The sequence below is a fragment of the Streptomyces sp. G45 genome (genome assembly GCF_049542095.1).
Taxonomy (GTDB): domain Bacteria; phylum Actinomycetota; class Actinomycetes; order Streptomycetales; family Streptomycetaceae; genus Streptomyces.
Map to the genome: position 1 here is coordinate 6,020,022 of NZ_JBMUZU010000001.1, position 22,804 is coordinate 6,042,825.

General features: G+C 73.7%; 14 protein-coding genes and 2 pseudogenes. 8 read left to right on the forward strand and 8 right to left on the reverse strand.

What is annotated here, in order from left to right; translation table 11 throughout:
* Positions 1-66: 66 nt before the first annotated feature.
* Positions 67-921, forward strand: a pseudogene (locus ACOBQU_RS25345) (LysR family transcriptional regulator); the annotation flags it as partial.
* 44 nt (positions 922-965) lie between these two features.
* Here the strand turns inward: ACOBQU_RS25345 and ACOBQU_RS25350 are convergent.
* Positions 966-1,472 (reverse strand): DUF1203 domain-containing protein, encoded by a 507-nt coding sequence (locus ACOBQU_RS25350; protein ID WP_423629808.1) that lies wholly within the window; start codon positions 1,470-1,472, stop codon positions 966-968.
* 300 nt (positions 1,473-1,772) lie between these two features.
* On the reverse strand, positions 1,773-2,783 hold the full coding sequence (locus ACOBQU_RS25355) for an aspartate-semialdehyde dehydrogenase (protein WP_423629810.1): 1,011 nt from the start codon (positions 2,781-2,783) through the stop codon (positions 1,773-1,775).
* Positions 2,784-3,203: 420 nt separating this feature from the next.
* On the opposite strand from ACOBQU_RS25355, the gene ACOBQU_RS25360 reads away from it, so the two are divergent.
* The 3 genes from ACOBQU_RS25360 to ACOBQU_RS25370 all read left to right on the forward strand — a co-directional run bounded on the left by ACOBQU_RS25360 (position 3,204) and on the right by ACOBQU_RS25370 (position 6,266).
* The gene (locus ACOBQU_RS25360) at positions 3,204-3,731 is read left to right on the forward strand and encodes an RNA polymerase sigma factor (protein WP_423629812.1); all 528 of its coding nucleotides are present in this window, start codon (positions 3,204-3,206) and stop codon (positions 3,729-3,731) included.
* Entirely contained in the window at positions 3,728-4,576 is an 849-nt protein-coding gene (locus tag ACOBQU_RS25365; protein ID WP_423629814.1) for a hypothetical protein, read from the forward strand. Before ACOBQU_RS25360 ends, ACOBQU_RS25365 begins: the two co-directional genes overlap by 4 nt.
* A gap of 193 nt (positions 4,577-4,769) precedes the next feature.
* Positions 4,770-6,266 (forward strand): M28 family metallopeptidase, encoded by a 1,497-nt coding sequence (locus tag ACOBQU_RS25370; RefSeq protein WP_423629815.1) that lies wholly within the window; start codon positions 4,770-4,772, stop codon positions 6,264-6,266.
* A gap of 80 nt (positions 6,267-6,346) precedes the next feature.
* On the opposite strand, the gene ACOBQU_RS25375 is transcribed toward ACOBQU_RS25370, so the two are convergent.
* From ACOBQU_RS25375 to ACOBQU_RS25390, 4 genes are all read right to left on the reverse strand, one after another.
* Positions 6,347-9,655, reverse strand: coding sequence for a S8 family serine peptidase (locus tag ACOBQU_RS25375; RefSeq protein WP_423629817.1), 3,309 nt, complete (start codon positions 9,653-9,655; stop codon positions 6,347-6,349).
* A 747-nt stretch (positions 9,656-10,402) separates the two neighbouring features.
* Entirely contained in the window at positions 10,403-10,855 is a 453-nt protein-coding gene (locus ACOBQU_RS25380) for an NUDIX hydrolase (RefSeq protein WP_423629819.1), read from the reverse strand.
* A gap of 41 nt (positions 10,856-10,896) precedes the next feature.
* Positions 10,897-11,817, reverse strand: coding sequence for a pyridoxamine 5'-phosphate oxidase family protein (locus ACOBQU_RS25385; protein WP_423629821.1), 921 nt, complete (start codon positions 11,815-11,817; stop codon positions 10,897-10,899).
* 72 nt (positions 11,818-11,889) lie between these two features.
* On the reverse strand, positions 11,890-12,345 hold the full coding sequence (locus tag ACOBQU_RS25390; protein WP_423629823.1) for a VOC family protein: 456 nt from the start codon (positions 12,343-12,345) through the stop codon (positions 11,890-11,892).
* Between the two features lie 122 nt (positions 12,346-12,467).
* Here ACOBQU_RS25390 and ACOBQU_RS25395 point away from each other — a divergent pair, with 122 nt between their 5' ends.
* The 3 genes from ACOBQU_RS25395 to ACOBQU_RS25405 all read left to right on the forward strand — a co-directional run bounded on the left by ACOBQU_RS25395 (position 12,468) and on the right by ACOBQU_RS25405 (position 17,252).
* The gene (locus ACOBQU_RS25395; protein WP_423629825.1) at positions 12,468-13,025 is read left to right on the forward strand and encodes a CGNR zinc finger domain-containing protein; all 558 of its coding nucleotides are present in this window, start codon (positions 12,468-12,470) and stop codon (positions 13,023-13,025) included.
* 1,081 nt (positions 13,026-14,106) lie between these two features.
* Positions 14,107-15,903 (forward strand): TIGR03767 family metallophosphoesterase, encoded by a 1,797-nt coding sequence (locus ACOBQU_RS25400; protein WP_423629827.1) that lies wholly within the window; start codon positions 14,107-14,109, stop codon positions 15,901-15,903.
* A 146-nt stretch (positions 15,904-16,049) separates the two neighbouring features.
* A complete protein-coding gene (locus ACOBQU_RS25405; RefSeq protein WP_423629829.1) occupies positions 16,050-17,252 on the forward strand; it encodes a serine hydrolase domain-containing protein in 1,203 nt (400 codons plus the stop codon).
* 134 nt (positions 17,253-17,386) lie between these two features.
* On the opposite strand, the pseudogene ACOBQU_RS25410 reads toward ACOBQU_RS25405, so the two are convergent.
* Positions 17,387-18,468 (reverse strand): annotated as a pseudogene (locus tag ACOBQU_RS25410) (hypothetical protein).
* Positions 18,469-18,825: 357 nt separating this feature from the next.
* Between ACOBQU_RS25410 and ACOBQU_RS25415 the strand changes: the two are divergent.
* Positions 18,826-19,905, forward strand: a complete 1,080-nt coding sequence (locus ACOBQU_RS25415) for a S1 family peptidase (RefSeq protein ID WP_423629831.1) — start codon at positions 18,826-18,828, stop codon at positions 19,903-19,905.
* Between the two features lie 152 nt (positions 19,906-20,057).
* On the opposite strand, the gene pepN is transcribed toward ACOBQU_RS25415, so the two are convergent.
* Positions 20,058-22,646 carry an aminopeptidase N gene (gene pepN / locus ACOBQU_RS25420; protein ID WP_423629833.1) on the reverse strand — a complete coding sequence of 863 codons (2,589 nt, stop codon included), beginning with the start codon at positions 22,644-22,646 and terminating at the stop codon, positions 20,058-20,060.
* Between the last annotated feature and the right edge of the window lie 158 nt (positions 22,647-22,804).

Genomic DNA, 22,804 nt, shown 5'->3' on the forward strand with positions numbered 1-22,804 from the left:
CGGCGGCGCACCGGCCGACGGCGGCGAGCACGGTCACGGGAACACGGGTTCAGGGAGCGGTCGCGGATGGGCGGGCTTGAGGTACGGGAGCTGGAGTGCTTCCTCGTCCTGGCCGAGGAACTGCACTTCGGCCGGGCGGGCGAGCGGCTCTACGTCTCCCAGAGCAGGGTCAGCCAGTTGCTCGCCGCGCTCGAACAGCGGATCGGGGCGCGGCTCGTGGAGCGTACTAGCCGCCGGGTCGCGCTGACCCCGCTCGGGCAGCGCTTCCTGGCCGAACTTCGGCCCGCGTACGAGGAGTTGGCGGGCGTGGTGACACGGGCGCGGGAAGCGGCGCGGGGCGTCGAGGGGCGGCTGCGGGTGGGCTTCCAGGGCACGGCGGACGCCCGCCTGATGGAGGCGATCACCACGTTCCAGCAGCGGCACCCGGGCTGTGTGACGGAGATCGTGGAGGTGCCGTTCGCGGACCCGTTCGGGGCGGTGCGGCACGGCGACGTGGACGTGGCGATCGTGCTGCTGCCGGTGGCGGAGCGGGACCTGGTCCTTGGCCCGCTGTTCTCCCGGCAGCGGCAGACGGTGGCGGTCTCCGTGCGCCACCCCTTCGCGTCCCGCGCGTCCCTGACCGCCGCGGACCTCGCGGACACGCCCCTGATCGCGGCGGCGGGCCCGGCCCCCGCGTACTGGCGCGAGGCGCACGCCCCGTCGGCGGTGCCCGCGCCCAGCGTGCGCACCCTTCAGGAGGGCCTGACGCTGGTCGCCGCGGACCGGGGCGCGATGCTGCTGTGCCGCCCCACGGCCCGGTACCACGGCCGGGACGACGTGGTCTTCGTGCCGGTGGACGGGCTGCCGGACTCGGTGCTCGGCGTGGTCTGGCACCGGGACGCGGAGACGGAGCGGGTGCGGGCCTTCGCGCGGGCGGTCACGGAGTCCGAGTCCCCGCGCGGCGGCCTAGCGGGCGCTGCCCGGCGTCACGCGGGGCGGTCCACCGCGAACTGGAAGCACCCGTACTCGACGGCCCGCACGTGCACGAACGCCACCTCCGGGTGGGCGAACGCCTCCGTGAACGCCGCGTCGAACCCGGCGGTGGCGTCCTCGGGGATCTCCAGGAGGGCCCCGCCGACGATGCGGCCCTCGCTGTCGTAGCGGCGTACGGTGCGCAGGGCGCCGCTACGGTCGAACGGGTACCGGTCGGGGTCGGCCTCGGGCCCGTCGCACGCGTCGGCGTGGATGAACACGGGCCCCTGCTCGTCGTACGCGCCCGGCCGCGCGCCGGTCCGCTCCGCCCAGCGGCGCAGCGGGGCGTACGACACGAGCGCGACGCGCTCGCCCTCCTGGATGGGCCGCAGGCAGCAGCGCAGCGGCGAGCCGCCCTCGTCCGCGACGAACGGCACGCAGGGCTTCCCGGCGTCGTCGACGTCCCGGAGCTGCTTGAGGGTGTCGGTGTCAATGGGGTGCGGTGTGAATGCGGTGCTCATACCCCAAGCGTCACCTCCACCCCCCACCGTGAGCTGGCGCTTTTCAGACAGGGAGCTTCCCCCGCCCGCCCACCCGCCCCCTCCGGGGCGAGCGAGCAGGCGAAAACCCCGTCCGGCGTGCGAGGACGAGCGCGCAGCGACGATCGAGCCCGCCCGGCGTTTGAGGGCGAGCGCGCAGCGCGACGATCCAGCCCGTCCGGCGTTTGAGGACGAGCCGCGAAGCGGCAATAACCGGGGGTGCCAGGGGGCGGCGCCCCCTGGTTTTGGGCAAAGGGGCGGGTCTGGGGCGCCCCGCGGGGGTCAGGACTCCGCCGCCACCAGCTCCGCGATCTGCACGGCGTTGAGCGCCGCCCCCTTGCGCAGGTTGTCGTCGGAGATGAAGAAGGCCAGCCCGTTCTCCACGGTCTCGTCGCGGCGGACGCGCCCGACGAACGACTCGTCGCGCCCCGCCGCGCCCAGCGGCGTCGGCACGTCCGTCACCACGACACCCTCCGCGCCCGAGAGGATCTCCAGGGCCCGCTCGGGGCTGATCGGCCGCTCGAACCGCGCGTTGACCTGGAGGGAGTGCCCGGTGAAGACGGGCACGCGCACGCACGTGCCGGACACCTTCAGCTCCGGGATCTCCAGGATCTTGCGGGACTCGTGGCGCAGCTTCTGCTCCTCGTCGGTCTCGTTGAGGCCGTCGTCCACGACCGAGCCCGCCATCGGCAGCACGTTGTACGCGATCGGCGCGACGTACTTGTCCGGTGCGGGGAAGTCGACGGCCGCGCCGTCGTGGGTGAGCTTCGGGGCGTCGGCGCCGACCTTCTCGATCTGGCCGTACAGCTCCTCGACGCCCGCGAGCCCGGAGCCGGACACGGCCTGGTAGGTGGAGACGACGAGCGAGGTGAGCCCGGCCTCCAGGTGCAGCGGCTTGAGGACCGGCATCGCGGCCATCGTCGTGCAGTTCGGGTTGGCGATGATGCCCTTGGGGCGGTCCGCGATCGCGTGCGGGTTCACCTCGGAGACCACCAGCGGTACGTCCGGGTCGCGCCGCCACGCCGAGGAGTTGTCGATCACCACGGCGCCCTGGGAGGCGACCTTCTCGGCGAGCGCCTTGGACGTGGCGCCGCCCGCGGAGAACAGCACGATGTCCAGGCCCGTGTAGTCGGCCGTCGAGGCGTCCTCGACGGTCACGCCGTCCACGACCGTTCCGGCCGAGCGGGCCGAGGCGAACAGGCGCAGCTCGTCCAGCGGGAACTTCCGCTCGGCGAGGATCCTGCGCATGACCGTGCCGACCTGACCGGTGGCTCCGACGATTCCGACCTTCACGGTGACTCCCTTGATCCTTCAAGACCCTCGGCTGGCTCTGGGGTCCTCCATCATGCGGGGGACCCCAGGGCGCCTGTCCAATTCTCTGGCCCCTCAATCATGGGCCGGAACGCACTCCGGGACCGGCCCTGACCAGCGGCTGAGACACGGGCCCCGGCGGCGCGCGGCCGGTCGGCACCGGCTTCTCCACGGCCCGGCGCCCGCTCGTCCGGGCCGCGGCCCCCGGCGTGAGGACCCTCCCGGCACCGGACCGGTGTGACGTACGACTCCTCCCGAAGGACCCCGCGAAGAGCCCCGCGAGGAACCCCGCGAGGAATCCCCCGGTTCCGTCGAACGTTCGGGCCCCGTCCGGCGTCCTAGGGGAAACCCGGGAGGGGACCCGTGGGCGCCGCGCCGCGGGCGTGGGGAGAAGGGGGCGCATTGCTGCGCAGAAGACCGCGCCGCCCGGAGCGCGAGCAGGCCGATCCGCTGGATCCGGCCCAGGTGGACCGGGTGCGGGCCGTCCTGTCGCTCGGCGGGGTGCCGTACGGCGAGCTCCAGGACGGGGTGCAGCAGGTCAGGCTGCGGCTGCTGGAGCGCGCGGCGAAGGGGGAGCGCGCGCCGCGCGACGTCGCGGCGTGGGCCGCGGTCGTCGCCTCCAACTGGGCGATGGACTGGCACCGGGCGCGCCGCCGCCAGGAGCGGCTCGGGGAACGGCTCGCCGCGCTGCGCCCGCCGGGCGCCGAGGAGGACGGCGCCGAGTCGCGCGTCCTGTCGCTGGCCGTGGCGCAGGGCCTCGACGAACTGCCGGACAGCCAGCGGCAGGTGGTGGTGCTGCGCTTCTACGCCGACCTGCCCGTGCGCGCCATCGCGGCGGAACTCGGCATTCCGGAGGGCACGGTCAAGAGCAGGCTGCACGCGGCGGTACGGGTCCTCAGGGAGCGGCTGCACGAGGGAGAGGTGGTGTGACCGTGGCGCACGAGGAGCCGCACGAGGAGCCGTACGAAGAGCCGCACAGGGAGCCGCACGAGGAGCCGTACGAGCCCCGTGACGGGGGCGAAGGGGCCGACGGGACCGATGGCGCCGCCGACGCGCTGATGCTGGCGCTCACGGGCGCCCCGGTGCCCGAAGCGGCCCGCGACGACCCGGCGTTCCTGGCCGAGCACGCGGCGGCCGTCGCCGATGTCGCGCTGCTGCGGGAGCGGGTGCGGGCGGTGGGGGACGCGCTGGCGCGGGGCGGCGACCCGGCGCCCCCGCCCCCCGCGCCCCGCCCCGCCCGCCCCTGGCGCTCACCGGCGGTCCGCCGCCGCGCCCTGCTCGCCCTCGCCGCCACGCTCGCCGCCGGGCTGCTCGGCGGCACGGTGTGGCTGGGCGTGCGCGACGGCGTCGGCACGGGGGGCGACGACAGCGGCGCCGGGAACGGCAAGGCGATGCCGGAGGCCGGGGACCGGCCGGACGACCGGGGCGGCCCGCGCGACCGCGGCCAGGAGGACCAGTCGCCCGAGGGGTACGTCGCCTGCGCCCGCCTCATCGTGGAGGGCACCGTCGCGAGCGTGGAACCGCTGCCCGGCGGGGTGGACAACCGCGTCACCCTGGACGTGTCCCGCGCGTACAAGCCCGCCAAGGCGCCCGAGGAGGTCACGTTCGTCCTGGGCGCGCACGCCGAGTCGGCCCCCGAGGCGGGCGACCGCGTCCTGATCGGCATCCCCCAGGGCGAGGCGGAACCCGACCTGTGGTCCACCGGCAAGCGGTTGGCGCGGGACCGCGCGTGGATCGAGAAGGCGCTGCCCAGAGCGCGCGGGGTGGAGTGCTGAGCGGACGGCCACGTGGGCGGCAACCGGACTGCTGAGTTCCGGTGACATTCGGGTGAAGGCGCTGTTGCGCCCGACCATAATCCCTTTGACCTGGGGTTTTCCCGGGCTAACGTCCTTCCACCGCGATCACAGATGATCACCGGGGCGCGCCGCTCGCGCTCCGGTGGTTACCGCCCCCCATGGAAGGAACCCCGTGCGCGCATCCCGCAGCCGGGCCGCCGCCGCAGTCGTCTCCGCGGCCGTCGCCCTCCCCGTCCTGTTCGCCGCCGCACCCCAGGCGGGCGCGCAGGGCGCCCCCGAGCCGCGCCCGTCGAAGCAGGAGCAGCAGGCGAGGAAGCTCGCGAAGAAGCTCGTCGCCACCTCCTCCGGCAAGAGCGCCTACCGGCACCTGAGGAAGTTCCAGGAGATAGCGGACGCCCACGGCGGCAACCGCGCGGCGGGCACCAAGGGCCACAAGGCGTCCACGACGTACGTGTACGAGCGCCTGAAGAAGGCCGGGTACAAGGTCTCGTACCAGGACTTCGCCTTCTACGAGTCGAAGACGCTGCGCGAGGGTGCCGCCGTCCTGTCGCCCGAGGCGCGCAAGCTGAACGCGGTGGCCTTCGACTTCAGCAAGTCCACGCCCGAGGGCGGCCTGAAGGCCCCGCTCGCCGCCGCCCGCGTCGACGCCACGCCCGGCTGCGAGGCCGACGACTACGCCTCCGACACCTTCACCGGCAAGATCGCCCTGGTGAAGCGCGGCGCCTGCACCTTCGCCGAGAAGGAGGCCGCCGCGGCCAAGGCGGGCGCCGTCGGCCTGCTCCTGTACAACCACTCCGGCGACCAGCCCGTCCACGGCAACCTGGAGGTCCCCGAGAACGCGCACATCCCCGCCGCCGGTGTCAGCCTCGCCGAGGGCGAGGCGCTCGCCAAGCAGCTCGCCCAGGGCGCGGTGACGGTGTCCCTGGACGTCGCCACCGAGGCGGTCGCGCACCAGACCCGCAACGTCGTCGCGGAGACCCGCGGCGGCCGCGCCGACCGCGTCGTCGCGCTCGGCGCCCACCTGGACTCCGTACCCGAGGGCCCCGGCATCAACGACAACGGCTCCGGCTCGGCCGGGCTCATCGAGGTCGCCGAGCGGCTCGCCAAGGAGACCAAGGGCGGCAAGAAGCTGAACAACAAGGTCCGCTTCGCCTGGTGGTCGGCCGAGGAGCTGGGCCTGCTCGGCTCGGACCACTACGTGAAGTCCCTGACGCCGCGGCAGAAGAAGAACATCAAGCTGTACCTGAACTTCGACATGATCGCCTCGCCGAACGCGGCGCAGCTCGTCTACGACGGTGACGACTCCGACAAGGTCGGCGAGGGCCAGGGCCCGAAGGGCTCCGCCCAGATCGAGAAGCTCATCAACGGCTACCTCGACAAGAAGAAGGTCCCGCACTGGGGCACCGACTTCGACGGCCGCTCCGACTACGGCCCGTTCATCGCGAACGGCATCCCCGCGGGCGGCACCTACACCGGCGCCGAGGGCCTCAAGACCGCGGAGCAGGCGGCGAAGGCGGGCGGCACGGCCGGTCAGCCGTACGACCCGAACTACCACGGCAAGGGCGACGACCTGAAGAACGTCAACCGCGCGGCGTTCGACCTGAACATCGGCGTCATCGCGCACGCCGTCGGCACCTACGCGCAGGACCTGGGCTCCCTCAGGCGCTAGCGGCGGGCGGACAACCCAACGGGGGCGGGCACCAGGTGCCGCCCCGTCGTCATGCCGCTGTCAGCGCCCCGCGGGGGCGGTCACGGGGTGACCTTCTCCACCGTGACGGAGCCGGTGCCCGCGACCGTGCCGCGCGCGTTCAGCAGGTTGACCTCGCCGAACAGCACCCGGCCGGAGGCGGCGGGCGCCCCCACGACCAGCTCGGCGGAGACGTCCGCCGACTGGCCGGAGGCGAGCTTCACGGCCTTGGACTCGTCGACCTTCAGCTGGCCGAGCGAGGCGGAGAAGAACACGTCGCGGTAGTCGTAGGCGGTCTGGCCCGACGGGATGGAGTAGCCCGCGACCTCAAGGGTGTAGGTGCCCGCGGCGGGCTTGGTGACGCTCACGGACTCCTCCGCGTCGCCGTCCGCCGACTGCGCGACGACCTGGCCGTCCTTCAGCAGGGTGAGGTCCAGGTCGGCCCGCGCGTCCGAGGTGGCGCCGATCGCCGCGTCGAGCCGCTCGGCGCCCTCGGGCACGACCACCGTGGTGGTCAGCGTCTGGCCCTGCTTGATGGTGGGCTGCCCGGTGGCGGCCGAGCCGAGCGAGCCGCCCTTCAGCTTGCCGTCGACGGCCGCGTAGTCGTTCGTCGCCTTCCAGGTGACCGGAGTGGCCGCGCCGACCTTGGCGTCCGCGACCTTCTGCGGGGCCGGGGCGAAGGACACGCCGAGCGCGGAGACGTCCAGCGTGTACGGGTTGTCGAGCTGCGGCGAGGTGCGGCGCGACTCGACCTCGATCTCCCACACGCCCGGCGTCGGGTTCGGGTACGAACGCACGTCGGGACGGCAGGTGTTGTCCGGGTTCGGGAAGTTCGGGTAGCAGACGAGCGACGACGTCGACTCGGCCGGGAGCCCGTAGGGGTGGATCGAGATGAAGCGCGTCTGGCTCTTGTCGGCGAGCCCGCCGAGCGCCACCTCAAGGGACTTGGCGCCCTTGGGCACGGTCACGAAGTGCGACACGGTGCCGTTGCGCTGTACCGAGCCCTTGGCCCGGTACGTGAACGACGGCTTCGCCAGCGCCTTGGAGACCACGACCGTCGTCATGATCTGGTGGTCGACGCCACGGGTCCGCTTGTCGTTCACGGTGAGCACCGCGCTGGAGACGCCCGCGGTCTTCGGCTTGGCCGACACCTTGACCTTGACCGCGCGGTTCAGCGGCAGCAGCACGTCGTCGTCGCCGACGAGCCTGAATGTGGAGCCGTGGTTGTTGACGAAGGCCAGCTTGTGGCGCAGCGGCCGGTTGGGGCCCGTGGTCCGCGTGATCGTCACGCTGTACGTCTTCTTCTGGCCGACCTTCAGGCCGCCCTCACGGTCGTACAGGCCGGTGCCGGGCTTCTTCAGCTCCTGGTCGAGGGCCGTGTCCACGGGCGCTTTCACCGTGTACTCGTGCGCTTTGGCGCCGCCCTTGATGGCGTCCCAGGCGTCCACGACGTCGATCAGGCCGGTGCCCTGGGCGTAGGCCTGCACGCCGGGGATGCGGTGCGCGGTCGAGGTGAGGGCCGTGCGCAGCTTCGCCGGGGTCAGGTCGACCCGCTGCTGCTTGGCGGCGCTCAGCAGCAGCGCGGACGCGCCCGCGGCCTGCGGCGACGCCATCGACGTGCCCTGGAGCATGGAGTATCCGGCGGGCAGCTGGTAGCCCGCCTCCGCGACCGGGCCGCCGGGCAGCCAGGTCTGGGTGGTGTTGATGGCCGAGCCGGGCGCGGTCACCAGCGGCTGGAAGCCGCCGTCCTCACGCGGGCCGCGCGAGGAGAAGTTGAACATGCCGTACTTCTTGGTCACCTCGGAGCCGTAGTTGGCGGCCCAGGTCTCCTTGGAGATGGACGCGCCCACGGACACGACGTGGTCGGCGAGGCCGGGGTCGCCGATGGTGTTGGCGCCGGGCCCCGAGTTGCCCGCGGAGATCACCAGCTGCACGCCGTAGGTGTCGATGAGCCGCTTGTACAGCTCCGCGCGGGCGTTGTTGCCGTCGTTGAGCGCCGGGAGGCCGCCGATGGACATGTTGACGATGTCGACGCCCCGCTTGGTGACGAGGTCGATCATGCCCTCGGTGAGCGCGACGTTGGTGCAGCCGCCGGTCCAGGTGCAGGCGCGCGAGGAGACCAGCTTGGCGCCGGGCGCCGCGCCGTTCATCTTGCCGCCGAACAGCTTGTTGGCGGCGGTGATGCCCGCGACGTGCGTGCCGTGCTCGGACTCGATGAGCCCGATGTTCACGAAGTCGGCCTTCTTGCCGACCCAGTCGCCGCCGTACGGGTCCGTCGGTACGTCCTTGCGGATCTCCACGACGAACGGCACGCGTTCGACGACGTCGGTCGCCGGGTTGTCCTTGCCGAAGTAGGCGACCTGGTGCTTGTCGCCGTAGGGCTTCAGCGGCTCGTCGTCCGTGAAGTCCTTGTTGTCGTTCAGGTCGACGCGGACGGTTCCGGCGGCCGGGTCGTAGAGCACGCCCCAGGTGTCGGTGGTGTCGCCGTCGCGGTTGAGGTCGCCCTTGGCGTCGCCGCCGGTGGTGGCGGCCTCGCGGAACCGGCTGATCTGGTAGGAGCCCGCGGGGGACTTCCAGGTGTCGCCGTCGAACGTGAACGTGGGCCCGGTCACCGGGTTGGTCATCCGGCGCCAGGTGCCGTCCGCGTCCACGATCGGGTCGGTCGCCGTCACCCAGTCCGTGATCTTGCGCTCGCCGGTCGTCGTCTTCTGCAGGGCGGGGTGCCCCAGGTCGACGCCGGAGTCGAGGATGCCGATGGTGATGCCGCGCCCGTCGGCCTTCGGGTGCTTCTTCACGAAGTCGACGGCGCCGGTCTCGAAGGACGGGTTGTACGGGTTCTTCGCGGGCGTGTCCTTGCCGGGCGCCGGGTAGGCGGCGCGGCCCGCACCGCCCTTGGCGCCCTGCGCACCCGCGGGCCGGGGGTCGTCGAGCTTGATCTCCTGGCGCAGGTCGATCCCGTGGACGGAGTCGAGCTTGGCGGCCGCCTTGATCGCGGCGTCGGCCCGTGCCGTCGGCACGGTGGCGCGGACATAGCCGAGCTTGTCGTAGGCGCGGCCCACGGAGCCGCCCTTGACGGCGTCGAGCTGCTGGGCGACCTGCTCGGTCGCGCCCGGCGCGGTCGCCACCATCAGGGTGACGGTCTTCTCGCCGTCGGCCTTCGCGTCGGCGAGCAGCTCCGCGTCGGCGGCGCCGAGCTTCGCGGAGGCGTCCTTCGGGGCGGCGGACTTGGGGGTGGGCGAGGGGGTGTCGGCGGCGAACGCCAGCGGCAGGGGCGCTGCCACGCCCAGGGCGGCCGCCACGCCTATCGCGGTGGCGAGGCGGGCCGTGCGTCTCGCACCCGGAGCGGGTGCGCTGTTCGGATCGGGGGTCATCGGCATCCCTGTATCTCGGGTCGTTGATCGTTCGGTCCGGAATTCGGGACCGGATGACCGCTCAGCCTTTCGTACGGGGCGGGGGTTTGGGGAGGGCCGTCCGTGACGGTTTGTGCGCGTGGCGTACTTCCGCCATACGCCATGCGGCGCAGAGCGGGGCATATCTACCGCCGGGTTGTGGGGTGCCGGTGGTTCCCGCCCGCCCGCCCTGTCTTGCCGCTTCGCGGCTCGCCCTCATGCGCCGGGCGGGCTGTGTCCTGGCTGGGGTCCGTCTTTGTGGTGCGGGTGGCTTCGCGCTACCGCGCTCGCGTTCTCCCACCCGCCCGCCCTTTTTCGGCGCTGCGCGCCGTGCCCTCAGTCGCCGGGCGGGCTTTTTCCCCGCCCGCCCGCCCTTCGTCGCGCTGGCGCGCTCGTCCTCAAGCGCCGGACGGGCTTTTCCCGCTCACCCGCCCTTGTTTGCCGCTGGGCGGCTCGTCCTCAGTCGCCGGGTGGGCTTGAGCGCCCGCCCCCGGAGGGGGCGGGTGGGCGGGGAATATTTCCGCCGCGAAGCGGCGGAGCCCCACGGCGAAGGCGGCAGGGGGGACGAGCCCGCAGGGGCACGATCCAGCCTGTCCGGCGTTTGAGGACGAGGCGCGGAGCGGCGATGCGGGGGAGAGGGGCGGAGCCCCAGGCGGGTGCGGGTGCGGGGAAGGGCGGGTGGGTGGGGAAGTGGGGTGCCCGGCGGCAGCAGGGGGGTGGCAAGGGCCGCTAGGGGAGGGGAAGGTGGCCGTCCTGGGGGCGCTGCCGCCAGAGCGCGAGGCCGACGTCGACGAGGCTGACCCGGTCGAGGGACGGCACCGCCTCCAGAGGGTGCCACGCGGCCATGTCCGTGGACCCGGCGGTCTCATGGCGGAGCGACCCCCCGGTCACCCGCCCCTCGTACACGATCCGCAACCCGTGGAAGTCCGCGACGGCGCCGAGCCGCCGCGGATAGCGCCGCCGCGTGGAGTCCACCCCCAGCAGGGAGACCGGCTCCACGGCGTAGCCGGTCTCCTCGTCGGCCTCGCGGATCACGGTGTCGTAGGGGTCCTCCCCGTGGTCCATGCCGCCCCCGGGCAGCGTCCACCGCTTGCTGCCGTCACCCGCGACCCAGCGAGCGAGCAGCACCGATCCGTCCCGTACGCATACGGCGTAGGCCGCCACCCTCAGCTCCTTGTGCACGGCCTGACGTTAGACCCCGTACACCGGATCAGCACGGGTTGTTACCCGACTGCCCCGTGTGACGGGTGTGGCGGCAGGGGCGGGTTCGCCGGGGAGTACTCGGTTCCGGTCCAGGTCCAGGGGCTGGCGCCGGGGGTCTCGACGGCCTCGGTGAGCCGGAAGCGCACGGCGCGGGAGCCGTCGTCGGCGTACTCGACGCGGGCGTGGCCGGTGAGCTGGAGGGTCGTGCCGGTGGTCCAGTCGAGCAGCAGGAGTCCGGCGCGCGGGTCGGCGGTGAGGTTGCCGAGGGTCAGGAACATGGCGTTGCCGGGGTAGTCCGGCCAGCTCAGTTCGGACGGGGAGGTGACGGTGACGAAGCCGGGGTTGCCGCCGCGGTGGCTGGCCTCGGCGCCGTCGTCGTACGCCGTCGCGATGAAGAACGTGTCGGCGGCGCCGATGAACTTCCTCTGGGCCGCGGACAGTTCGGCGGAGCGGCGCGGCGCGGACGGCGGCGCGGTCCGCCGCCGCGGCGCCAACTGCCGCTTCTGGAGGTGCTTGGGGCAGTTGGAGAACACCTGCTCCGCCGCCACCGCGAGCCCGCGCGGCGTCGGGTCGGCCCGGCCGTTGAGCCGCATGCGGCGCCGCGTGCGCGGGTCGAGGGCGAGGGTGCCGACGGGCGTCCCGGGGCGGGCGAGCGCCGCGGCGAGCGGGTCGCCCGCCGCAGGGGCGCCCGCCACCGTCATCCGGTGCGCCCCCGTGGCCCGGACGAACCCCGGGTCGCCGGTGAGCAGCGAAGCCCAGACCCGGCCGCTCTCCGGGTCCCGCGCGCCGACGACCAGCATCGGCTGCAGTGCGAGGAACGCGGCCGCGACCGGGCGGATGCCCGGGCCGATCGACCGCCCGACGTGGTCGGCGAGCTCCCGTACGCCCACGCGGTCCTGCACGGCGCGGGAGCCGGGACGGTAGGGCGAGCGGCCGCTCATGGGACGCGCCCTCCTCTCTTGTGGGGTCTTGTGGGGTCTTGAGGAGTCTTGGGGGGCTCGGACGTCGTCTTCTTAGAAGAAGCCGCAGGTCGGGGCCGACGACACCGGTGCGGTGCCGGACTCGGCGCCGGTCGGGGCGTAGATCTCCAGGCGGGTGCCGTCCGGGTCGTGGAAGAAGATCCCCCCGGACGCGCTGCCCTCGCCGTGCGGCACGACTCCGTCGTACGCGAACTCCACTCCGTACGCCCGCAGGTCCCGCTCGTACTCCCGGACCCGGTCCACGGACTCGACCCCGAACGACAGATGGTGCAGCCCCGCGTGCCCGGCGTCGAAGGCCCCCTTCGCCTGCTGCCACAGCGTGAGCGCCAGGGTGCCGTCGCGGCCGAGGAAGGCGAATCTGCGGTGCTCCTCTGTGCCCTCGCCGATCACTTCGAAGCCGAGTACGTCCCGGTAGAAGGCCAGGGAGCGGTGCAGGTCGGTGACGTTCAGGCCGATGTGGCCGGTGCGCGGTGCGGTGTGCGTGGTCATGGCTGTCCCCTTGTCGTGTCCGTCCGGTACGTCTAACCGTTGAATTTGATGTTAGAGGTTAGAGATCAAGAGCGTCAACCGGTCACGTACGCTTTGTTGGTTAGCTCTGAAGGGAGACCCTCATGACCGGCACCCCTGACCCCCGGCCGCTGACCGGTGAGCCGCTCTCCCTGGACCTGCTCAACACCCGCTGGGTGCACGAAGGGGCCCGCCAGGACCTGCTCACGGACATCGACGGGCTCGCCGTGTGGCTCGCCGCGAACGGACTCGACGGGCGGTTCGCCGCGGACGGCGCCACGTTGGAGAACGTGCTGCGCGCGCGGGACGCCCTGGCCGGGCTCGTCGACCTGCCCGGCAAGCCGGGGGGCGAACCGGCCGCTGTGGCGCGCGTCGACGCCGTTCTCTCGCGGGGGCGCGTGCGGGCGCGGCTCACCCCTGCCGGGCCCGCGGAGGAGGCGGAGTTCGCCGACCCCGCCTGGGGGCCCGCGTGGCTGGCCGCCCGCGACTACCTGGACCTGCTGTCCAGGGCCCCCGACCGCATCCGGGCCTGCGCCCACGAGGCGTGCGTGCTGCACTTCTTCGACACGTCGCGGAACGGTACGCGGCGGTGGTGCTCCATGGCTGTGTGTGGGAACCGGGCCAAGGCGTCCCGCCACTATGCCCGGGCGCGGGCCTCCTGACCCTCTGGGCCCACCCGCCCGCCCTCCTCTTGCCGCTTCGCGGCTCGCCCTCATGCGCCGGGCGGGCTGTGGGCCTGCCGGGCCCCGTCTTCCCGGTGCGGCTGGCTCCGCGCTACCGCGCTCGCGTCCCCCACCCACCCGCCCTTCACGGGGCTCCGCCCCTCACCCCCGACATCACCGCTGCGCGGCCCGTCTTCAAACGCCGGACGGGCTGGACCAGTCGCGCTACCGCGCTCGCCCTCAAACGCCGGGCGGGCTGGATCGTTGCGGTGACGGGCTGGTTGGCAGGTGCCGGGCGGGTTGGATCGTCGTGGTGGCGGGCTCGCTCTCAAGCGCCCGGTGGGCTGGGTCGTCGCTGTGGCGCGCTGGTCCGCATGGGCCGGACCGGCTGAAGCGATCGTGGTGCCGCGCTCGCTCTCAAGGGCCCGGTGGCGGGCTGGTTCGCAGGTGCCGGGCGGGGTTGGATCGTCGTGGCGGGCTCGCTCTAAGGCACCGGAGGCGGGCTGGAGCGTCGCGGTGTGCGGCCCGCCTGGCGTCGGGCGGGCTGGTCCCGCCCGCTCGCCCTAGAGGGGGCGGGCGGGTGGGACCACGGGGCAGGTGGGACCCAGGGGCGCGTGGGGTACGCGCGGCAGGCGACGGCGGTGAGACGGTGGGCGTTCCAGCCCGTCCGGCGTTTGAGGACGAGCCGCGGAGCGGCAAGGAGGGGCGGGTGGGCGGGGGAAAGCCCGCCCGGCGTGTGAGGGCACGGCGCGCAGCGCCGATCAGGGCAGCGCCGGGCGCCCCGCCAAGGGCAGCGCCGGGCGCCCCGCCAAGGGCAGCGCCGGGCGCCCCGCCAGCGGCCGCCGCCCGCGGGTTACCCCGGGACGTGAACGCCGAGTGACCGCCCCACGGCCACCCGGCAAGGGCCCCGTGCACACGCACCGTACCGCCAGATCCACTTACGGTGATCGGCGCCACCCGTTGCGGCGACGTTAACGCGCAGGCCACCCCCGCTGCCAACGATCCAGTACGAGCGGGAGGCGCGGAGGGATCCGCCGCCCGCGACCACTGCCGACGCGTTCGCACCCCGGGGAGACGCGCCATGTCGCGCACACGCTCAGTCGCCACCACCGCGCGGACCGCCACCGCCACCGCCAGGGCCACCGCCACCGCCAGGGCCGCCGTGAACCGCCGCGCGCTCCTCGCGGCGACCGGCGCCGTCACCCTCTCCGCGGGCGTGGGCTACGCCCTCGGTCCGGGCGCCGCACACGGCGAGGCCGCCGCCCGGACGCAGTCGCGGAACCCCGTCGCGCGCTCCCGCCCGGCCCCCGCCGCCCCCCTGGCCCCGTACCGCGCGGGCACCACCCTCGGCTCCGTCGCGACCCCCCGCGGCGCCACCGGCTACCGCCGCCTCGGCGACGGCCCCGCCTGGGGCCGCGTCGTCCGCGAGGACCTGGCCCCCGCCCACCGCGACCGCGCCGCCCGCCGCACGCCCCTGACCGCGTTCGTGCAGTTCACCGACCTGCACCTGGTCGACGTACAACACCCGCTGCGCTACGAGTACCTGCGCGCCCAGACCGCCAGCGCCTGGCGCCCGCAGGAGGCTCTGTCCGTGCAGGGCGCGATCTCCCTGGTGGAGCGCGTCAACGCGCTGCGCGGCGCCCCCGCGACCGGTGCGCCCCTGCACTTCGTCATGACGACCGGCGACAACACGGACAACAACTCCCGCAACGAACTGGAGTGGTTCCTGACCGTGATGAGCGGCGGCCGGATCACGCCCAACTCCGGCGACCCGCGCCGCTACGAAGGCGTCCAGGACAGCGGGCTCGCGCTCTACTGGCACCCGGACGCCGCCCTGCGCGACGCCGACAAGCGCCTCGGCTTCCCCCGCCTGGACGGCTTCCTGGACGCCGCGATCCGCCAGGTCAACAGCCCCGGACTCGGCCTGCCCTGGTACTCCACGGTCGGCAACCACGACGCCCTGCCCGGCGGGTGCTACGCGGCCGAGGACCCGTACTTCGCCGAACTCGCCGTCGGCGGGCGCAAGCTCATGACCCTGGACGAGACCCGCGGCGCCGCCCTGTGGAAGAACGTCAAGAAGGGACGCGACCCCAAGGGCGCCGCCTTCAAGGAGGTCCTGCGTGCCGAGGCCCGCCGCATGCGCCGCGTCACGCCCGACGAGGCGCGCGCCCCGTTCACACCCACCCAGTACGTCCAGGCCCACCTCGACCCGGCGTACGCGGGCCGCGGCCCCGTAGGCCACGGCTACACCCAGCAGAACCTGGCCGACCGCACCCAGTACTACACCTTCCGCATCAGCGACGACGTCCTCGGCATCAGCCTCGACACCACCGACCCCGGCGGCCACTACGAGGGCTCCCTCGGCACCACCCAACTGCGCTGGCTGGAGCGGACCCTGAAGGACGTCGAGAAGAGCGGCGACGCGTCGTACGCCGTCGTCTTCAGCCACCACACCAGCCGCACCATGCGCAACCTGACCACCGACCCGCACCACCCCCGCGAGCGGCGGCACGGCGGCGACGAGGTGCTCGCCCTGCTGCGCCGCCACCGCTCCGTACTCGCCTGGGTGAACGGCCACAGCCACAAGAACGCCATCACCCCGCACGGCACCTTCTGGGAGATATCCACCGCCTCGCACGTCGACTTCCCCCAACTCGCCCGCGTCATCGAGCTGGTCGACAACCACGACGGCACGCTCTCCGTGTTCACCACCCTCATCGAGTCCGCCGCCCCGCACCGCACCGACTTCGCCGACCTCTCCCAGACCGGCCTCGCCGCGCTCTACCGCGAGCTGTCCTTCAACGCCCCCGGCGCCAAGCCCGGCCTCGCCGGAGCCCCGGGCGACCGCAACACGGAACTCGTCCTGCGCAAGACCTGAACCTCCCCGGCCCCCGAGCGTGACCCCGAGGCCGCCGCGGAGTTCTCCACCGCGGACGGAAACCACCGCGACGGTCACACCAGGGGGCACCCGTGCCGCGACCCACGCCCGTGCCGCGATCCACGCCGGTGCCGCGTTCCACACCTGTGCCGCGACGTACGCCGGGACGCCCGCTGGGAGCCGTCGCCGTCGCCGCGGCCGTCGCGGGCGCCCTGATCGCCCCCGCCGTCGCCGCCCCCACCCCGCACCCCACCCACCTCCCGCACCTGACCCACCTCACCGGGCCCCTCCCGTCCCAGCGGCACGCCCGGACCCAGGCCGCCCTGGACGCCGTCGTGCGGGGCGGCGTCCCCGGCGCGACCGCCCGGGCCGAGGACGCGCACGGCGCCTGGCACGGCACCGCGGGCGTCGGCGACCTCGCCACCCAGCGACCGCGCGGCGCCCACGACCGCTTCCGCGCGGGCAGCGTCACCAAGACGTTCGTGGCGACGGTGCTGCTGCAACTGGAGGCCGAGGGCGCCCTCGACCTGGACGACCCGGTCGGCACCCACCTGCCGGGCGTCGTCCGCGGCCACGGCCACGACGGCGGCCGCGTCACCGTCCGCCAGCTCCTCAACCACACCAGCGGCCTCTACGACTACGCCGAGGACCCCGGCATCCAACGCGCCTACCGCACCCCGCGGTTCACCGCCCACCGCCACCGCACCTGGACACCCGGCCAGCTCGTGGCCCTCGCCATGCGCCACCGGCCGCACTTCGCCCCCGGCACCGCCTGGCGCTACTCCAACACCAACTACGTCGTCGCCGGAATGCTCATCGAGCGCACGACCGGCCGCCCGTACGCCGAGGAGATCCGCCGACGGATCATCGCCCCCCTGAAGCTGCGCTCCACCAGCGTCCCCGGCACCGCCTCCCGCCTGCCCCCGCCCAGCTCACGCGCCTACGCGCGGCTGTCCGGCGGCGCCCACGGCCTGCCGTACGACGTCACCGAGATGAACCCGTCCCTCGCGGGCGCCGCCGGAGCCCTCGTCACCGACACGGCCGACCTCAACCGCTTCTACGCCGCCCTGCTCCGCGGCGACCTGCTGCCCGAGCGGCAGCGGACCGCGCTGCTGACCACCGTGCCCACCGGGCGCGAAGCGACGGGCGGCGGCCGCTACGGCCTCGGCCTGCTGCGGATCGAACTGCCCTGCGGAGCCGTCCTGTGGGGCCACGGCGGCGGCATCCACGGCTCGCTCACCCTCGCCGTGACGACACCCCGCGGCGAACACTCCCTCGCGCTCAACGTCAACGGCGACTGGGGCGGCGGCCCGGGCCGCGTCCTCAACGCCGAGTACTGCCACGCCTGACGGCCGCGTGTCGCGCCTGACGGCCCCCGCCCACCCGGGCCCCACCCGCCCGGGGCGCGCACGCGCGGGGGCGGCATCCTGCCGTCCAGGATGCCGCCCCCGCGCTCCCCTCCTGCCGTCGCGCCCGTGGCGCGCTATCTCGGCAGCACCACCAGGTACGCCGCCGGGTCCCGGTCGACCGCCGCCATCAGCGCGGTGCGCACGACCGCGGCCTGCTGGTCGGGGGTGTCGCGCAGCTTCTTCGGCGTGATGTGGACGACGGTCACGCCGAGCCGCTCCAGGTGCTCGCGCTTGCGCACGTACTCCGACCACAACTCGGCGTCGTCGGTGTCCTCCCTGCCCTCGGCGCCCGGGTGCCGCAGCCCCTGCCGGGGCGCCCGCGTGTCCAGCTCCACCGCCACCGCCTGGTCGGGCCAGTAGGCGTCGACACCGCCGAGCGGCGGCCCGCCCGGCAGGCGCAGATCCACGTTCCACAGCGGATCCGGCAGCCCGTACTCGCGGACCATCGCGTACAGCCGGTCCTCGGCGATCGCCCGCCCCTCCGCGAGCAGCGAGTCCACGGCGTCCACCACGTGCGGCCGCGACAGCAGCCGGGCCTGGCTCAACGCCCGCACCACGGCAGCCGGTTCGCAGTGCCCGCCGCGCACCGCCTCCGTCAGCAGCCGCCGCACCGAACCCGCGTCCGCGAGGTGCGCCACGGCGTCGGCGAGCGCCCGCGCCACCGGCGCCACCGGCACGCCGGTGATCTGCTGCGGCGTCGGCAGGTGGTGGCCGCGGATCAGCCGGGCGCAGCCGGTCGAGCGCAGCCGCCGGGTGCGGGGGACGAGGACGTCGATCCGGTCGAGGGAGAGCAGCGGCGGCGCGGACGCGAAGCGGTGCAGGGCGAGCGCGGCGAGACCGGTGATCATCGCGTCGGCGTACGGGGCGTGCGGTTCGCCGGGGCGCGGCTGCGCCGGAATGCCCCGCGCCGCCTTCGCCGGGGGCCGCCCCGCGTACAGCAGCACGCCGTGCAGCCGCTCCTCGCTCGTCGGCGGCCCCGGGTGCAGCAGGAACACACCGGGGAGCAACTGCTGCCAGGGGCCGCCCGGGCGGCAGTGCGCGCTGGCGTCGGAGCCGGAGACGCCGTGCTCGCGCAGTTGCGCCGCGCTCATCACCCGGCGCTGGACGTCGGCGAGGTGGCGCAGCGGGCGGGGGAGAGTGGGGTGTTGTGGTTCATGCCGACACCGTTCCCGAGCCCGCTCCGGCAGTTAACCGCTGTTACAGTCCCGTCGACAAAACGGGACGCATCCGCCCTAAAGTACGCGCGTTCGATGGCCGAAAAGGCGCAGCCGTCCGGAGGATGAAGCGGGGTCGAACCGGGGGCGAATCGGGGCGTTCGCGGCGGGGCCGGGGAGGGCGGGGAGGGGGCGTGTGGATTTCCAGGGCCCCCTTGTGGGGCGCCGACACCGTTGTCATACTCGCCGAGGTGTTGACATGGACGCGTCGTACGGTGATCCCGTGGGGCGCGTCCACGCCAGAACTCCGAGGAACCGCACCCCACTTAGGCGGTTCCCTCCCCCAATGGAGGTCCTGAGTGACGACGCACCTCGCACGATCCCGCCGCCTCGCCGCGGCCACCGCGGGCGTCGCCGCCCTCGCGGCGGCCACCACGCTGACCCTCGCGGCCCCCGGCACCGCGGCACCGGCCCCCACGCCGGACACCCTCACCTCGTCGGCGGCGAGCAGGCTCGCCGACTCCCTGACCGACGGCGAACGCGGCGACACCGCGGGCGCCTACTACGACGCCGACAGCGGCAAGCTCGTCGTCAACGTCCTCGGCGAGGCCGCGGCCCAACGGGTCCGGGCCGCCGGTGCCGAACCGAGGAACGTCACCTACTCCCAGGCCCAACTCGACGCGACCCAGCGGACCCTGGGTGAGCGCGCGGTCCCCGGCACGTCACGCGGCATGGACCCGGTCCTGAACAAGGTGGTCGTCACCGCCGACGCCACGGTCAAGGGCGCCGCCCTCGACCGGGTGAGGAAGGCGGTCGCGGCCCAGCACGGCAAGGCGGTCCTGGAGCGCACCGCCGGAAAGTTCCAGCCGCTGCTGCGCGGCGGCGACGCCATCTACGCCTCCAGCGGCCGCTGTTCGCTCGGCTTCAACGTGGTCAAGGACGGCCAGCCGTACTTCCTGACGGCCGGTCACTGCGCGTCCCTCGCCGGGACGAGCTGGTCCGAGACCCAGGGCGGCCCGGTCATCGGCCAGGTCGAGGACTACGGCTTCCCCGGCCGCGACGACGCCATCGTCAAGTACACGGGCAATGTCGCGCACCCGAGCGAGGTCAACCTCTACAACGGCAGCGCCCAGCAGATCACCGGCGCGCGGCAGGCCGTCGTCGGCGAGCAGGTGCAGCGCAGCGGCAGCACGACGCGGCTGCACGGCGGCTCCGTGCAGCGGCTCAACGTCTCCGTCAGCTACCCCCAGGGCACGGTCAACGGGCTGATCCAGACCAACGTCTGCGCCGAGCCCGGTGACAGCGGAGGCGCCATGTTCGCCGGAAGCAGCGCGCTGGGGCTCACCTCCGGCGGCAGCGGCAACTGCAGCAGCGGCGGCCAGACGTTCTTCGCCCCGGTCGTCGACGCCCTGTCCCGCTACGGCGCCGAGATCGGCTGACGCCGCGCCCTCACTGCCGGGCCGGGGGGCGGTGTCCCCGGCCCGGCGGGCGTGGTGCCAACGGTGCCCGGCACCGGGTGGGCACAGCCAGGGCGGCGGCACGGGCACCGCCCACCGCGCCGGGCCGCGTCGTCACCGCCGGGCAGGCCGCGTCAGGCCCCCGCGGCAGCCCGGTCGCACTGCTGGGCCCGCAGTGCCCGGGACAGGTCGTCCCGGGCCTCCAGGACCAGGCGGCGCAGGGCGGGCGGGGCCGTCTCGTGGGCGGTCAGCCAGGCGTCCGCCGCCGCGAGGGTCCGCTCGCTGTCCTGGAGGTGCGGGAACAGGCCCCGGACCACGTCCATGCCGATCTGGATGGACCGCTCGGCCCAGACCCGCTCGATGGCCTCGAAGTACTTCGTCGCGTACGGCGCGGTCAGCTCCCGCTGCGAGGGCTGCTGGAAGCCCGCGATCGTCGCCTCCACCAGCGCGTTGGACAGCGCGTCCGACTCCACCACGGCGGCCCACGCCTGCGCCTTCACCGCCGCCGAGGGCCGCGCGGCCAGGCACCGCACCTGGTGCCGCTTGCCGGAGGCCGTGTCGTCGCGGGCCAGCTCGGCGGCGAGGGCCTGCTCGTCCGCGACGCCGTGCACCGCGAGCGGGCCGAGGAAGGTCCAGCGCAGCTCCTGGTCCACGTCCAGGCCGTCGATCTTCGCGGTGCCGTCGAGCAGCCCCTGGAGCAGCTGGAGGTCGGCCTCGGACGACGCGGCCGACGCGAAGAACCGCGCCCAGGTCAGCTGGTGCTGGCTGCCCGGCTCGGCGAGCCGCAGCTCGCGCAGCGCGCCCTCGGCGAGCTTCCGGCCGCCCTCCTCGCGCCAGTCGGGCGCCGCGTAGTGCGTCCGGGCCGAGCCCGCCCAGGTGTGCAGCATCTGCAGGACGCCGATGTCGCTCTCGCGCCCGGCGAAGCGCAGCACCAGGTCCACGAAGTCCCGCGCGGGCATCAGCGCGTCCCGCGTCAGGTTCCACAGCGCCGACCAGCACAGGGCCCGCGCCAGCGGGTCCGTGATGTCGCCCAGGTGGTCCCGGAGCGTGGCGAGGGAGGTCTCGTCGAAGCGGATCTTGCAGTACGTCAGGTCGTCGTCGTTGACCAGGACCAGCTCCGGCGCCTCGGCACCGGCCAGGTCGGCGACCACCGTGCGCGGGCCCTCGACGTCCACCTCCGCGCGGGCGTACCGCACGAGGTCGCCCGCGTCCGAGCGGCGGTACAGGCCGACGGCGACGCGGTGCGGGCGCAGCGTGGGGTGGCTCTCCGCGGCCTCCTGGAGGACGGCCAGCTCGGTGATCCGGCCCTCCGCGCTCAGGGTGACCTGCGGGGTGAGGGAGTTGACGCCCGCCGTCTCCAGCCAGGCCCGCGACCAGGCCGTCATGTCGCGGCCGCTGGTCTCCTCCAGGACCGAGAGCAGGTCGCCCAGGCGGGTGTTCCCGTAGGCGTGCCGCTTGAAGTAGCGGCGGGAGCCCTCCAGGAAGGCGTCCCGGCCCGCGTACGCCACGAGCTGCTTGAGGACCGAGGCGCCCTTGGCGTACGTGATCCCGTCGAAGTTGAGCTTGGCGTCCTCCAGGTCGCGGATGTCGGCCGTGACCGGGTGCGTGGAGGGGAGCTGGTCGGCGCGGTAGGCCCAGGACTTGCGGTTGTTGGCGAAGGTGATCCAGCCGTTCGTGAACCGGGTCGCCTCCACCATGGAGAAGGAGCCCATGAAGTCCGCGAAGGACTCCTTCAGCCACAGGTCGTCCCACCAGCGCATGGTGACCAGGTCGCCGAACCACATGTGCGCCATCTCGTGCAGGATGACGTTGGCCCGGCGCTCGTACGACGCGGCCGTGACCTTGCCGCGGAAGATGAACTCCTCGCGGAAGGTGACACAGCCCGGGTTCTCCATCGCGCCCAGGTTGTACTCCGGGACGAAGGCCTGGTCGTACTTCCCGAAGGGGTACGGGTAGTCGAAGTGGTCGTGGAAGAAGTCCAGGCCCTGCTTGGTGACCAGGAAGACGTCGTCCGCGTCGAAGTGCTTGGCGAGGCCCTTGCGGCACATCGCGCCGAGCGGGATCTCCAGGCGGGTGCCGTCCTCGAAGACGCGCTCGTAGGAATCGGTCACGTAGTGGTACGGGCCCGCGACCACGGCCGTGATGTACGTCGAGATCGGCTTGGTCTCGGCGAACTTCCAGACGCCGTCGACCAGCTCCCCGACGCCGTTGCTCCACACCGTCCAGCCCTCCGGCGCCTGCGCCGAGAAGCGGAAGGGGGCCTTCAGGTCGGGCTGCTCGAAGTTCGCGAAGACGCGCCGGGAGTCCGCGGGCTCGTACTGCGTGTACAGATAGACCTCGCCGTCCTCCGGGTCGACGAAGCGGTGCATGCCCTCGCCCGTGCGGCTGTAGGCGCACTGGGCGTCGACCACCAGCTCGTTCTCCTCGCGCAGGTCCTCGAGGGCGATCCGGGAGCCGTCGAAGACCTCCGAGGGGTCGAGGTCCTTGCCGTTCAGCGACACGGCCGTCACGCTCGGCGCGATCAGGTCGGCGAAGCTCGCCGCGCCCGGCTCCGCGCAGCGGAAGCGGATCGTGGTGACCGAGCGGAACGTGCGCGGCGCGCCGTCGGCTCCGTCGCCGTCTCCGACGGCCGAGCGCAGGTCGAGGAAGACCTCGTACCCGTCGACGGACAGCAGCGCGGCCCGCTCCTGGGCCTCGTCGCGGGACAGATTCTCACCGGGCACGGGCGGCACTCCCTCGTGGCTCGCATGACTGGCATGACTGGCATGACGCGTTCGAATGCCTCAGATCCTCGCATGTGGCCCGCCCGGCGGACATCCGGGGAATGCCCCAGCGCACCCCCGACGTTGCCCTGGCCAGGCTCCGCACACATTCCCTAGGG